13 protein-coding genes are annotated in these 14494 nt (G+C 46.5%); 5 read left to right on the top strand and 8 right to left on the bottom strand.

The window, feature by feature from the left end:
• Positions 1–66: 66 nt before the first annotated feature.
• Positions 67–609 carry a hypothetical protein gene (locus tag Q0577_RS15240; protein ID WP_298737681.1) on the bottom strand — a complete coding sequence of 181 codons (543 nt, stop codon included), beginning with the start codon at positions 607–609 and terminating at the stop codon, positions 67–69.
• A 134-nt stretch (positions 610–743) separates the two neighbouring features.
• Positions 744–2393 (bottom strand): UxaA family hydrolase, encoded by a 1650-nt coding sequence (locus tag Q0577_RS15245; RefSeq protein WP_298737683.1) that lies wholly within the window; start codon positions 2391–2393, stop codon positions 744–746.
• A 185-nt stretch (positions 2394–2578) separates the two neighbouring features.
• Between Q0577_RS15245 and kduI the strand changes: the two genes are divergently transcribed.
• Genes kduI through Q0577_RS15270 form a run of 5 tightly spaced genes read left to right on the top strand, consistent with a single transcriptional unit; the run spans position 2579 to position 7847 of the window.
• Positions 2579–3421 carry a 5-dehydro-4-deoxy-D-glucuronate isomerase gene (gene kduI, locus Q0577_RS15250; RefSeq protein WP_298737685.1) on the top strand — a complete coding sequence of 281 codons (843 nt, stop codon included), beginning with the start codon at positions 2579–2581 and terminating at the stop codon, positions 3419–3421.
• Positions 3422–3457: 36 nt separating this feature from the next.
• On the top strand, positions 3458–4222 hold the full coding sequence (gene kduD, locus Q0577_RS15255) for a 2-dehydro-3-deoxy-D-gluconate 5-dehydrogenase KduD (protein WP_298737830.1): 765 nt from the start codon (positions 3458–3460) through the stop codon (positions 4220–4222).
• A gap of 52 nt (positions 4223–4274) precedes the next feature.
• Positions 4275–5351: a LacI family DNA-binding transcriptional regulator gene (locus tag Q0577_RS15260; protein ID WP_298737687.1), complete on the top strand. Its 1077-nt coding sequence runs from the start codon at positions 4275–4277 to the stop codon at positions 5349–5351.
• 15 nt (positions 5352–5366) lie between these two features.
• The gene (locus tag Q0577_RS15265; RefSeq protein WP_298737689.1) at positions 5367–6566 is read left to right on the top strand and encodes a glycoside hydrolase family 88 protein; all 1200 of its coding nucleotides are present in this window, start codon (positions 5367–5369) and stop codon (positions 6564–6566) included.
• 18 nt (positions 6567–6584) lie between these two features.
• Positions 6585–7847, top strand: coding sequence for a DUF2264 domain-containing protein (locus tag Q0577_RS15270; protein ID WP_298737691.1), 1263 nt, complete (start codon positions 6585–6587; stop codon positions 7845–7847).
• A 26-nt stretch (positions 7848–7873) separates the two neighbouring features.
• Here Q0577_RS15270 and Q0577_RS15275 read toward each other — a convergent pair whose 3' ends face one another.
• From Q0577_RS15275 to Q0577_RS15300, 6 genes are all read right to left on the bottom strand, one after another.
• Positions 7874–8548 (bottom strand): response regulator transcription factor, encoded by a 675-nt coding sequence (locus tag Q0577_RS15275; protein WP_298737694.1) that lies wholly within the window; start codon positions 8546–8548, stop codon positions 7874–7876.
• A complete protein-coding gene (locus Q0577_RS15280; protein WP_298737696.1) occupies positions 8520–9353 on the bottom strand; it encodes a sensor histidine kinase in 834 nt (277 codons plus the stop codon). Before Q0577_RS15280 ends, Q0577_RS15275 begins: the two co-directional genes overlap by 29 nt.
• Positions 9320–9862 (bottom strand): hypothetical protein, encoded by a 543-nt coding sequence (locus Q0577_RS15285; protein WP_298737698.1) that lies wholly within the window; start codon positions 9860–9862, stop codon positions 9320–9322. Before Q0577_RS15285 ends, Q0577_RS15280 begins: the two co-directional genes overlap by 34 nt.
• Before the next feature lie 260 nt (positions 9863–10122).
• Positions 10123–10584 (bottom strand): hypothetical protein, encoded by a 462-nt coding sequence (locus tag Q0577_RS15290; protein WP_298737699.1) that lies wholly within the window; start codon positions 10582–10584, stop codon positions 10123–10125.
• An 827-nt stretch (positions 10585–11411) separates the two neighbouring features.
• Complete coding sequence (locus Q0577_RS15295) at positions 11412–11930, bottom strand: hypothetical protein (RefSeq protein ID WP_298737700.1); 519 nt, start codon at positions 11928–11930, stop codon at positions 11412–11414.
• A gap of 147 nt (positions 11931–12077) precedes the next feature.
• The gene (locus Q0577_RS15300) at positions 12078–14384 is read right to left on the bottom strand and encodes a GH92 family glycosyl hydrolase (protein WP_298737701.1); all 2307 of its coding nucleotides are present in this window, start codon (positions 14382–14384) and stop codon (positions 12078–12080) included.
• Between the last annotated feature and the right edge of the window lie 110 nt (positions 14385–14494).

The raw sequence follows: 14494 nt of genomic DNA on the forward strand, positions 1-14494 counted from the left end.
AGGCATGCCTTGTTTTGCCAAACAGTCGGCATAACATCACCAATTTCTGATTGGAGTAGTCCTGTCTCATTTGGGTGACTGTTTGGCACCAGGTTTTTTTCTGATCTCAATTTTAAATTGCTTTTCGGCAATCTCAATCATCGTCTCCAGGGCGGCTATCTTCAGTTGCGCTTCTTGCAGTTGCTGCTGTAAGGTCTTTAAATCTTGCTCAGGGGTGGCAGGCGGTTGTTCATCCATGACAGACCTATTTAGTACTGCAAGTTCGGTATTTTCCCGGTTGATTGTCCGTATCCACTTGCGTATCGTATCGACCAGCGTCTTATTGGCGATGGCCGCTTCCTTAATATCGAGCCTGTGTTCTGTAATCGCTCGTACGATGTTTCTTTTTTGTTGATGAGTAAAGGTCCGCCGTTTATGGGCGTGGTAATCTGCAGAGCCATACAATCGCATCCACTCGGCTAAAGTACCAATGGTTACCCCATACTGCTCACAAACCATTCTACGGCTACTGCCACCTTCGACTGATGACACTGCTGCACGGATCCCTGCCTTGCCTATCCTTGGCTTGCTGGCCTTTAAGGAACCCTCAAAATTGTTTCCTACTAACATAAAACTCCCAAGTTTTGTGTATAGTGTTTTTAGGACGGGTCATTTCAGCCGGATCTTACATAAAGCACGAGGGTGTATCAACCAATTGATACACCCTCGTGCTTTTATACAGTGTGTAAAGTGTGCCGGATGGCTTACAGGCTGACACCGCGTTTCCAGGGAATAAAGTCATCCTGGTGCAGTTGCTCTGCCTTGGTACTTATTTCACCGCTGGCAGCACTGATCACAAACTCCAGTATCTCTTCGCCCATTTCAGCAATGCTTTTTTCACCGCTGATGATAGCGCCGGTATTGATATCAATAATATCGGGCATGCGTTGTGCAAGACGGGTATTGGTAGCCAGCTTAACAACCGGCGCAATCGGGTTGCCGGTTGGTGTACCCAGCCCGGTGGTGAACAGCACGATATTAGCGCCGGATCCTACTTCTGCAGATGTAGACTCCACATCGTTGCCAGGTGTGCAAAGCAGGTTCAGTCCCGGCTTAGTGACATACTCGGTATAATCAAGCACATCTACCACGGGGGAGGTACCGCCTTTCTTAGCCGCCCCTGCAGACTTAATAGCATCTGTGATCAGTCCGTCTTTGATATTACCCGGTGAGGGGTTCATATAGAAGCCGGAACCTACAGACTCGGCCTGGCTTTCATATGCACGCATGATGCGGATAAATTTCTCTGAGGCATTTTCTGATACACAACGGTTGATCAGCTCCTGTTCCACGCCGCACAGCTCAGGAAACTCAGACAGGATGGAGGTGCCGCCCAATGCCACCAGCAGGTCTGAAGTATGACCCACAGCCGGGTTGGCAGATATACCTGAAAAACCATCAGAACCGCCGCATTCCAGGCCTATTACCAGTTTGGAAAGAGGGGTGGGCTGGCGTTCCAGTTTGTTGGCCTCAACAAGGGCCAGGAAGGTTTCCCTGATGGCGGCAGACAGCATATCAAACTCTGATTTGCTTTTCTGCTGTTCAAAAACCAGTAAGGGTTTGTCAAAAGAAGGGTTCAGTTTCTTAAGCGCATGCTGCAGCAGAGATACCTGTGCGTGCTGGCAACCCAGGCTCAGGATAGTAGCGCCTGCAACGTTGGAGTGGTGGATATAGCCTGCCAGCAGTGCACAAAGCGCTTCTGCATCCTGGCGGGTGCCACCGCAGCCGCCTTCATGTGTCAGGAACTTAATACCATCTATATTCTGAAATACGCTGTTCTTGCGTGTAATAGTCTCTGTTACGGTAACAGGCTGATAGGTTTTAATAGCATCTATGTTGCCGTTCCGGTAGAGGTTTACCAGGTCGTTCACCTGCTCATTGTACGCTTCGGGCGGTGCAAAGCCCAGGCCCTTTTCAAAGGCCGTTTTGATCACGCCTACATTCCGGTTCTCACAAAACACCATAGGTATCACCAACCAGTAGTTACGGGTGCCTACCTGTCCGTCTTTACGCGGGTAACCCATAAAGGTGCGGTTCTTCCAGCGGCTCACATCCGGGGCTTTCCATTGTATGCTGGCGTCCTTTTCATGAAAAGCATTGGCCTCATGGCGTACATTGCTGGTTGTAATGATCTCGCCTTTATTGATGGGCTCCGTTGCCTTACCTACCAATACACCGTACATTACAATCGGGTCACCTTCCCTGAGGTCGGTAAGCATAAATTTATGCTTGGCGGGAACATCTTTTACCAGCGCCAGGGAAGTGCCGTTGAATTGTATATTTGTGCCGCCCGGAAGGTCCTGAAGGGCCACCAGAACGTTATCATCAGGATGTATTTGCAGATATGTGTTCATAATACTAAAGTAGGGAATATATGATTTTGATTTTAATACTATAATGTTAATCCATGATAAGATTTTGACAGTTTGGAGAGCAAAGAAACTAATAAAGCGTTAAACAATATGGCTAAAGTATGCAAACGTTTGCAAGATTCACTATTTAGCGTTATCTTACCAGTATATTTCAAAACTACCGAGGCATGAGTACCATTGCAGCAACAAGATATGCTAACAGTCCGCAGGAGGTGAAAACCTGGACAACAGCACAAACACGAGAAGCTTTACTGATAGAAAAATTATTTGAACAGGATAAGGTAACCCTGGTATACAGTCATTACGACCGTTTCATTACCGGTGGTGTAATGCCCGTAAGCAAAGCAGTGGCGCTTTTGCCCGTAGATCAGCTGAAGGCGGCCTACTTCCTGGAACGCAGGGAGCTGGGTATCATCAATGTTGGAGGAGCCGGCACTGTAAAGGTAGACGGAGAAGTTTTTGACATCGGTTTTAAGGAAGCCCTGTACATTGGCAGAGGTAAACAGGAAGTTATCTTCAGCAGTAAAGACACCGCAACGCCCGCAAAGTTCTACCTGAATTCAACACCCGCACACACTGCCTATCCTACCCGCCGCATTACCCGTGAGGATGCAGAAGTGGTAACATTGGGGGCACAGGAAACATCTAACCACCGTACCATCAATAAGCTGATAGTGAACAGTGTGCTGCCCACCTGCCAGCTGCAAATGGGCATGACAGAACTAAAACCAGGCAACGTGTGGAATACCATGCCTGCGCACACCCATGACAGGCGCATGGAAGTATACTTTTATTTCGAGGTGCCGCAGGGACAGGCCGTATGTCATTTCTGGGGGCAGCCACAGGAAACAAGGCATATCTGGATGCAGAATGAACAGGCGGTGATCTCTCCGCCATGGAGCATTCACTCCGGAGCTGGTACCAGCAACTATACCTTTATCTGGGGCATGGCAGGAGAGAACCTGGATTATGGAGATATGGACGGCTGCGCTATTACCGATCTGCGTTAAGCAATTTCTTTACACGGAAAAAATATTATAAGCATGGTGCTCGAACAATTTAACCTGGAAGGGAAAACAGCACTGGTCACCGGATGTAAGCGGGGTATTGGCCTGGCAATGGCAGTGGCCCTTGCAGAAGCAGGCGCCGATATTATCGGTGTTTCTGCATCCCTGGAAAAGAGCGGCAGCGAGGTGGAAAAAGCGGTGACCGCACTGGGACGCAAATTCAGCGCCTGGCAATGCGATTTTGCAGACCGCGCCGCCTTGTACAACTTCATAGAAAAAGTACAGCAGGCGTTTCCTGTGATAGATATTCTTGTGAACAACGCAGGCACCATCCTGCGTAAACCCGCGGCAGAACATCCGGATGAATACTGGGATACTGTGATCAACACCAACCTGAATGCGCAGTTCATACTAACCCGTGAAATCGGGAAAACCATGCTGGCGCGTGGCCGGGGTAAGGTGATCTTCACCGCTTCCCTGCTTACTTTCCAGGGAGGTATCAACGTACCCGGCTATGCTGCCAGCAAAGGCGCCGTAGGCTCCCTGGTAAAGGCCTTTGCCAATGAGTGGGCCGCTAAAGGTGTTAACGTGAATGCCATTGCACCCGGTTATATTGCCACGGATAACACAGCCGCCCTGCGGGCAGACGAAAAACGCAGCAGCGCCATACTGGAACGGATTCCTGCCGCCCGCTGGGGTGAGCCTGAAGACTTTAAAGGCCCGGTAGTTTTCCTTGCATCATCAGCGGCTGATTATGTGCACGGAACTATTTTAACGGTAGATGGTGGATGGATGGGCAGGTAGATAGGTAGTTAGCAACTTATTTCATAAATTCCACGAAGCTAATTACCCTTATATGAGTAAACGATCAGAAAAAACAATCGTTGATATTGCAGCAGAACTGAACCTTTCCGTTTCAACGGTTTCGCGTGCATTGAACGATCATCCCAATATCAGTGTCCGCACAAAGGAAAAGGTAAAAAAAATGGCGCGTAAGCTGGGTTACCGGCCCAACGCGCTGGCAGCCGGTCTTCGCAATAACAGGAGCCGTACAATAGGATTGATCATACCACGTATCTCCATGTTCTTCCCGGCGGCCATCAGCACTATTATTCAGAACAAGCTGCAGGATCACGGTTACCACCTGATCATTTGCCAGTCTAACGATTCATATGAGCAGGAAGTAGAGCTGGTCAACACCCTCTATTCTGCCCGCGTAGATGCTTTGGCAGTATCTACCACCTTGCATACAACAGACTTCTCCCATTTTGATGTGTTCCGGAACCATCAGATCCCCCTGGTGTTCTTTGACCGTGTGCCATTGAAACAGCAGGTGAAAGTGATCAAGGGAGATGATTTCCTGGGAGGATTTACAGCTACGGAGCACCTCATAAAAAAGGGATGTAAGGATATTGTGCATATATCCGGGCCGCTTAGCTGCAGCCTGTATATAGAACGGGTAGCAGGCTACAAAAGCGCCCTGCAGCAGTATAAGCTGCCGTTTAAAAAATCGCGCATCTTCTACCAGGAACTAACCCGCGAAAATGCGCTGCAGGCCTGCCGGCAAATATTCGATAAACAACCTTACCCTGACGGCATATTTGCAGCGAATGATACCACCGCTATTACCATACTGCAGTACTGCCGTTCCATCAACGTAAGGGTACCTGAGGATATCAAGATAATAGGCTACTCCAATGATCCGCGCAGCGAGATCATTACGCCTTCCATCACGTCCATAGATCAGTCGCCCGAAATGATGGGAGAACGTGTAGCAGCAGCCCTGATCGAAATGCTGCATACGGCGCCATCTGCCAGCCAGCGGTATTCACAGGAAATAATACCCATACAGTTGATTGAGCGTGGGTCTTCTGCGGGAAAAGAAGTGGTGAAGGGACGGCAGCCTAAGCTTAAAAAGGCAAATAAGAAATAAACAAATATTCACGGAATGGAAAAACTAAAACTACTTACGGGCATTGTACTGTTGTCTGCCATGTCTGCGGCAACAAACGTGCTGGCTCAATCTGCTAAACCGGAACTGATAAAGAAAGCCGATCAGGCCCTGGATCTGGCAGTTAAGCAATATAAGCTGATGGCTAAACAGGTGCCTGACAGTTTACTGCCACGCTCTACCAACAAAGACGGCAGCCTGATGACCTCTAAATCTGACTGGTGGTGCAGCGGCTTCTTCCCCGGTACTTTGTGGTACCTGTACGAATATTCAAAAGATGAATCCCTGAAACAGGAAGCGTTGAAACGCATGGCGGTCATCGAAAAAGAAAAGTACAATACCCACACGCATGACCTGGGCTTTATGATGTATTGCAGCTTTGGCAATGCTTACCGCTTAACAAAAGATCCTACGTATAAGGAGGTGTTGCTTACCAGTGCAAAATCCCTGTCTACGCGCTTTAATCCTGCCGTAGGCTGTATTAAGTCATGGGATCATGGCAGTTTCACCTTCCCCGTGATCATAGACAATATGATGAACCTGGAATTACTTACCTGGGCAAGCCGCGTAAGTGGCGATCCCTCTTTTGATAAGATAGCCAGGACACATGCCAATACGACTATAAAAAATCATTTCAGAGACGACTACAGCTCTTATCATGTAGTAGATTATAATACTGCATCCGGTGCGGTATTACAGAAGAAGACGCACCAGGGTGCGGCAGACAGTTCTGCGTGGTCCCGCGGACAGGCATGGGGCTTATATGGTTATACCATGCTGTATCGCGAAACAAAGGATAAAAAGTATCTCAGCCAGGCCAAACATATTGCCGACTTCATTTTAAATAACCCTCACTTACCGGAGGATATGATCCCTTATTGGGACTACGATGCGCCCGGCATACCTAACGTACCAAGAGATGCTTCTGCGGGTGCTATAGCCGCTGCTGCTTTGCTGGAATTAAGCCGCTATGCATCCGGTAAAGATGTGGCCCGTTACTGGAATGCAGCGGAGAAAATGCTGACCAGTCTTGCCAGTCCTGCCTATCTGGCCAGGGAAGGGGAGAACAATGATTTTATACTGATGCACAGTGTAGGTTCAGCACCGCATAATTCTGAAGTGGATGTTCCGCTGAGTTATGCCGACTATTATTTTGTGGAGGCCTTGCTGCGATATAAGCAGTGGGGTAAAAAATAGCCAATCAATTATAACATCTTGAACAGGCGAAACTTTATCAAAGCGGTGCCACTGGCAGGTGTGGCAGGTACTGTAAATACAGGCAGCTGGTGGAATACCGGTGGCGCCGCTCAGCATCTGGTCAATGAAACGGATCGCACTTACTGGGCAGGTTTACTAAGCCGTATTGCCACACCTGTACTTTTGCATCTGAGTAAGGGACAGTTAAAGCAGTTCATGCCCAGGGAAGTGGCCCCTCATTATAATAAACCGGTAGAAAAAGTAACCTACCTGGAAGCATTTGCCCGTACCATGGCTGGCATTGCTCCCTGGCTGGAATTAGGCGCGGATAATACGCCTGAAGGTAAAGAAAGGGGTCGCCTGATACAGTATGCAAGGGCCGCAACAGCACACGCCGTGGATCCGTTGTCTGCTGACTACATGAACTTTAGCGGTAAGTACGATGGACAACCCCTGGTAGATGGCGCTTTCCTGGCACATGCCTTTCTTCGCGCCCCCAGGCAGCTGTGGGAGCCGCTTCCGCAGCTGGTAAAGCAGCAGGTGATCACTGCATTTAAAAGCCTTCGCGAAATAAAACCCGGGTATAGCAACTGGCTGCTATTTGCAGCCATTATAGAAGTTGCACTATTGCAGTTTGGCGACAGCAGCTGGGATTCCATGCGGGTAGATTTCGCAGTGAAGAAACATGCAGAGTGGTATAAAGGTGACGGCATGTATGGAGACGGGCCTCATTTTCATTTTGACTATTACAACGCATTTGTTATCCATCCCATGCTGGCTGATATACTCAAAATATTAGCCGGCAAGGGTAAGGTAGCGCAAAAAGATTACGAACAGGAGCTTAAACGTATGCAGCGCTACGGCGCAATACTGGAGCGTCTGATCTCTCCTGAAGGTACTTTCCCTGTGGTAGGCCGTTCCATGGCTTACCGCAATGCAGTATTCCAGCCATTGGTGCAATTAGCCCTGGAAGAACATTTACCGGAGGAACTATCGCCGGCGCAGGTGCGCTGCGCGCTGACCAGTGTAATGAAAAACATTTTTGAGACACCCGGTACCTTCGATAAAGAGGGGTGGTTACAGTTAGGGTTTTGCGGTCATCAACCGGAAATAGCCGACGTTTATACCTCTACCGGTTCCCTGTATTTATGTATTACTGGTTTTCTGGCTTTAGGACTACCGCCGGGGCATCCGTTCTGGACAGCGGCCCCTCAGGACTGGACAGCGAAAAAGGTATGGAAAGGCAGGCCGGTAGGAAAAGATCACGCGATCGATGACTGATCATGGCGCTGCCTTATCTTCCATTGTCAGTTACTGATATCGATAAGGCCATATTTAATTCCGAATATCACCAGGCCAACCCTTGTCTTCACTTTCAGCTTTTCACAGAGGCTGCTTTTATAATCGTCTATCGTACGTGGGCTCACGTACATTTTCTGCGCGATCTCTTTATAGGAAAGCTCCGTACACAGGAGTTGCAGGAAGTACTTCTCTTTGGGAGTAAGGTCTATTTTCTCGCTCACAGATAATACATCCTTCTGAAGGCCTGATATTACTTTGCCTGAAATGTAATCCGGTAAATAGAAGTCCTTTTTTATGATGGAGTCAAAAGCTTCTTTCAGATCGTCCGGCTCAACATTTTTCATAATGTAGCCTTTGGCGCCTGATTTCAGCATTTTAATGATCACAGACTCGTCATTGAGCATGGAGAGGGCCAGTACTTTGATCTGAGGGAAATGATTGTTGATCCAGGTGGCGGTTTCATAGCCGTTCATGCCGGGCATGTTTACATCCAGTATCAGTATGTCGGGTAACTGTATTTCGCGGCTGTTAATAATCTTAATAACTTCTTCGCCATTGCTGGCTTCAAACAGCATGAAATAGTCGTTGAAGGTATTGATAAGCCTGCCAAGTGCTTTACGTACGAGAACATGGTCATCGGCAATAGCCACGCTATATTTGGCTTTCTTCGTGGTGCTCATGAAACGTTTGTTTATTTACGGGTATGGTTATTCTAATAGTGGTTCCGCCATTCTTTATACTGTTGATGATACAGTTGCCACCTATGAGGGTAGCTCTTTTCCGGATATTTCGAAGTCCCAATCCTTTTGAATGTTCTTTTTCCAGCAGGGCTCCGGGGTCAAATCCGATACCGTTATCCCTGATTTCAAGTCTGATAGTATCGTTTTCATGGGTTAAATATACTTCAAGTTCACTGGCTCTGGCATGCTTTACGATGTTGTTCAGCATTTCCTGTACAATTCTGAACAGGATGGTCTCAGTTTGGTGATCTATCAAATTCCGGACATCTGTAAAATTAAAAGAAGTTTTGTATAAATTCGTTCTTTCCAGCCTTTGTAATTCAAATTCAATGGATTTAACCAATCCTATTTCTGTGATACGTTCGGTCTGGAGACCTTTAGACAGGTCTCTCAGTTCGGTAATGGCTTTCTGCAGCATTTTGCGGCTCTCTTCAATATACAGGTGAGCCTCGCTGCCGTTATCCACCGGTACGGTTAGCAGTGAAAGCGAAACAAAGGTGAGGGACTGTCCAATATTGTCATGAATCTCCTGAGAAAGGTTCCCGAATATATTCTCCTGGATCTCCAATTGGGTCCGCAGCAGTTCCTGTTCATACTTTTCCTTCAGCAAGCGTAGCTCCTGCACCTGTGCAAGCCGGCTTTTCTGGTTCAGGATCAGCATGATAACTATGAACCCTACCAGGAAAAGCAAGAGGATGGTAGTAGTTATAATTACGATGACAACTTCCGGAAATTCAGACTGCATAATGATGATATACAATACAAAGAATAAAGAATAATATTGATAACCACGCTGATATTGAAAAACGTTTTGTAAGCAAGCTTTGGAATATTAGTAAGAAAATTAATAATACCCAAATTTGGCACGCTGATGGAATTAAAGAATAAAAGGCCGGTGGCGATCCAGAAGGAGGGGTCGCGTAGCAGGTTGTCTTTACCCGGGTACTTGATCCGCTGATAGAAGTAGCAGATGCAGCAGATCACGATCATTACGGCGCCGATGATATAGCTATAGGTAGCAAAGGAATGGAGGCTTCGTTGAATAAGTCCGATATTGATCAGAGGGAAAACCGGATATATCAGCATACAGCGGCCAAACATTTTTTTGGCTTTGCCCTCCTGCAAAAAATGGCGTACCAGGTAGATCGAATAAATGATATTTATAACGCCATAAATGTTGTAAAGCGGAAGATTATTCTTATTATGTATGTTAGACCACCAGCCGATAAACTCAACCAGGAGGGTCAGGATCATATAAAACGTAAAAAGCCACATATAGGAAGGTGGCTGTTTTTGGGTAAGAGATATCAGGCTGATGAGAACACACAGAAAGATGATATAGATATGAATGGGAATCGGAAAAGAAAGGTCTAATAGTAAAACCATACACATATCAATAGTTAAAATAGAGCGTCAAATTAGGAAACTCGGTGCAATTACTGCACATATCTAAAAAAACTGCCAGACAAAAAGGCTGTCTGGCAGTTTCATGGATGCAAAAAGTTTACTATTGTTCAGGATTGTTTTGCGACAATAAACGTAGGCAGGTCTTTTGTTGTACCTCCGCCACCAGGGCAGTATGGAGGGCAGGGGCTGCCTATATTAAATGCAACGATTTCAGGCCCCTTGGGTGTGGAAACATACAGGTCTTTGTTTTCGGTTTTGCCCGTCTCGGTTTGTTTCTGCTGTGTAGCAACAAACGCAACAGTCTGGCGGCCTTCGAGCAGGATATTGTCGGGATATGTGGACGGATATACTCCGAAGTAAACCCTGATGCCGTCAGCACCAGCAGCTTCAGCAGCTTCCAGGTATTCTTTCAACTCGGGCAGGCTATACCAAACACTTAATGAGTCGGGTTTACCAAGATGGTTGGTATTATTTACCCACCTTTCTCTACGGTAATTCTCACGGAGTTCATTCACATGACGAGCATCCACGAATTTGCCCGCTTTATTGATTTGTTTAGTAGAGGACATAATCGGAAATTTTAGGTTTAATGATCAAATAACATCCTAAAGCTACGGTCAAATTTGATATTAGTGTATTTATAAATTATTTATTTTCATTAGATAATAAATTAACTAAATTTATAATATTGCTATAATCATGTCATATTGATTTTTTCATAATATAAAAACCGTAGTTTCCGGTATAAAATATGAATAATAATGAAGTGAAAACTGCGTAAATCACGGTATTATTCATCCGTCATTTACCGGTCGTTTTTCTAACCCAAAACGCAATAGGTGAAATTTGAAGAGGGAAAGTAAAATGACCACGCCCCTGATGCCCGTATATATAAAGCAACATTGTAAAGCCCGTTATAATACGGGTGACTTATTACCGTGATTTACGCAGTCGTTTATATCGTATTAATACATTTTCAAACTAGGTTATCACCGGTTTTTTCCCCACAGCTAACACGTAAATATATGCTCGTTTCCGTTAGTATTACTTACCTGGAATACCGGCTAACTTCGATTGGTAAAAGGTTTGGGACTAATGCACAATGGCCCGTGATTTACCTGGGTTAATGCTCAGAAAGGCTGTCTCTTCACGGGTAAAGTTCTCTTTCTGGCCTTTTGCCCTTTTTAATTGAATTGATTTTGATAATTTGAACCTGCAATTGAAACACAAATGCAGCTTTTGATATCCATTGTAAATATACCCTAAGAAATTTTTGTACTCTTGTGAAAACCCAATTGTATTGTCCCCCCCAAAGTACCATAATTGGCCTGTTGTTTAGCAGGCCTTTTCTTTTTTCAATACTTTCCGGTGGAGTAATATTGCCACATACTGAATTTCAATGTTTTAGCGCAATAGTGAAATGCTTCAGGGCATCCAGGTCATAAAAGAACCTGAACACAATCACTGCCGTTTCGCCCGTTTCCTGTGAAGAACCCAGATAGCAGATCTCGGTCTCACCTTCCGTCACCCAGAAGTGGCGGGTGTGCGGTGCTTTCCCATTAGGGCTACCCAGGCCAACATCCGGTTCACCATATATCTGACAAAGACGGTCGGCGATACGGTTGTTAACCTGCAAAGGGTAAACGAATATACTGTTTATAAAGCCCACTTCATTGATGCCGGCCAGCAGGAAACGTATATCGATATCCGTTTGCTGGTTTTCCAGCCGCCCCTTAAGGGCGCCGTTATAGATATAAAACCGGCTCACATCCGGCAAAACCATGAAGAGATGGCGGTGCCTGCATTCAGACAGGGGGATCAGGCCTGCCACATGCTGTGGTTTTTTCCCCAGTTGAATGGGTCCTACGCCTAGGGTGTGGAAAAGATGACTTTGTTCAGCGGGAGGTACCGGCATATTGTGGAACTTTTGTGGTTCCGTGTATAAATGTAATCAACTTATGCAGGTAATAACCGGGGGGAGGGTAGCGATCTGCGCATCTGGTATATGCAGGTCACCCGGCATTTGCCGGGTGACCGCACTTTTTTACATATATAACGTTTTCTATTTATAATTTGCTTTTGCAGCTTTCGGCCCCATGTAAAAAGTAAGCTCGCCGCCATTCATAATGTCGCCATGCGAAATAAAGGGAGTGGAGAGCTGTTTACCGTTCAGCAATACCTTCTGGACAAATACGTTCTTGTCACTTTGATCCCTAGCTTCGATAGTAAACGTTTTACCATTTTCGAGTTGCAGGGTAGCATGTGCAACCGCGGGACTGCCCAGCGCATACTGGTCTGAGCCAGGGCATACCGGGTAGAAGCCCAGTGAGGTAAAGATGTACCAGGCGCTCATCTGTCCGCAGTCGTCATTACCCCCCAGACCGTCGGGAGCAGGCTTATACATTTTCTTTAATATCATGCGCACACGCTCCTGCGTTTTCCAGGGTTCGCCCGTCCAGTTATAGAGGTAGGCCACATGATGTGAGGGCTCGTTCCCGTGTACATAGTTGCCAATAATGCCATCGCGGGTAATATCTTCTGTTTCAGCAAAGAAAGCATCCGGCAAATGCATGGTGAAAAGAGAGTCCAGGTGCTGCACAAACTTTTTCTTTCCGCCCATCAGTTCAATCATCTCTGCGGGGTATTGCGGAACGTACAGGCTATAGTTCCAGGCGTTTCCTTCAATGAATCCCTGGCCATGCGTGGTCAATGCATCAAATTGTTTACGGAAACTGCCATCGCTCAACTTAGGCCGCATAAAGCCTGTGGATGCATCATAGACATTCTCATAGTATCTGGAACGTTTGATGAATTCATCATAGATATCCATTCTGTTCAGCTTTTTAGCCATTTGTGCAATGCACCAGTCGTCGTAGGCATACTCCAGCGTTTTAGAAACAGCAGAAGAGTTTTTGTCATCCGGCACATATCCATACTGCATATAGTATTCGATGCCGTCATATGGTTTATAACGGGCGGTGTTCACACAAGCCTCCAGCGCACGATTAGCATCGAAGGGCGCATTGCCTTTAATGACGGCGTCTGCAACAACTGATACACTATGATAACCGGTCATGCACCAATTCTCATTGGCGTAGTGCGACCATACAGGCAGCATCTTATGTACACTTTGGTCATAGTGAGCCAGCATGGATTGTACCATATCTGCATTCCGTTTAGGTTGTATGATGTTGAAGAAGGGGTGCAATGCGCGATAGGTATCCCACAATGAGAAAGTAGTGTAATTGGTAAAGCCGTTGGCGCTATGATTGTTCTGATCCAGCCCGCGGTACATCCCGTCCACATCCATATAGGTGGTAGGACCCAGGAAAGCATGATACATAGCTGTATAAAAATTTACCTTATCATCTGTGTTGCCGGTTTCAATGGCTATCTTCTGCAATTCTTTATTCCATAAAGCCTGACCTTCCTGTTTTACTTTATCAAAGTCCCAGTGCGGTATCTCTGTACGCAGGTTTTGCAGGGCGCCGGCTATGCTTACTGGTGACAGCGCAAACTTGATCTTGATCTTTTCATCGGCATTTGTTTTAAAATCGAACCAGGCCCTTATCTGCTTTCCTGCCATTTCAGGGAAGTTGTGGAACTGGTCAAATTTTCTCCAGAAGCCCTTATACACATCATTGGCGTAGTTGGCATGGCCATACCGGTGAAAAGGTTTAGAGAAGGTCATCGCAAAGTACACAGTACGGGTACGGGCCCAGCCGTTGGTTTGCCGGTAGCCGGTGATCAGTGTATCATTCTCTACCCGCACAAATGTCCACACATTTTTGTTCTCATAGTTATATATGCCCGCCATGAGGTCCAGTACAATGTGCGCCTGGTCTGTCTGCGGAAATGTGTACTGGTGAAATCCTACGCGGTTGCTTGCGGTCAGCTCGGCCAGTATATTATACTCATCCAGCTTTACTTTATAATAATCCGGTTCAGCCACTTCTGTCTGGTGGGAGAAAGTAGAGCGATAACCACTTTCAGGATGGGTGGCTGTACCCGGGTTCAGCTGCAGCGCACCCGTAGTGGGCATGATCAGGAAGTCGCCCAGATCAGAATGCCCGGTACCACTGAAATGGGTATGGCTGAAACCTGTAATGGTCTTGTCGTCATACTGATAACCGGCGCAATATTTATAGACATCCGGGTTGTATTTGCCATTCATTTCATACGGAATAGTATCTGTTTCCGGGCTTAACTGCACCATTCCGAAAGGTACGGTTGCGCCCGGGTAAGTATGGCCCATTTTCTGGGTGCCGATAATGGGCTTTACGTATTGCGTCAGATCTGTAGCCGGCCCCGTTTGGGCAAATAAGGTCAGCGGCATATAACAGCAGACATGGAAAAACAGCTTCTTCATTCGTTTAATTTTATTTCTCTGGTCGATTTTTGTTGTGACGTCTGATTTTTTGATAAACGGGATTAAAGATAAACATCCTGTGGGGGATATTATATATGGAGTATAGTGTA

The organism is uncultured Chitinophaga sp. (assembly GCF_937898475.1).
In the GTDB taxonomy this organism is placed as follows: domain Bacteria; phylum Bacteroidota; class Bacteroidia; order Chitinophagales; family Chitinophagaceae; genus Chitinophaga.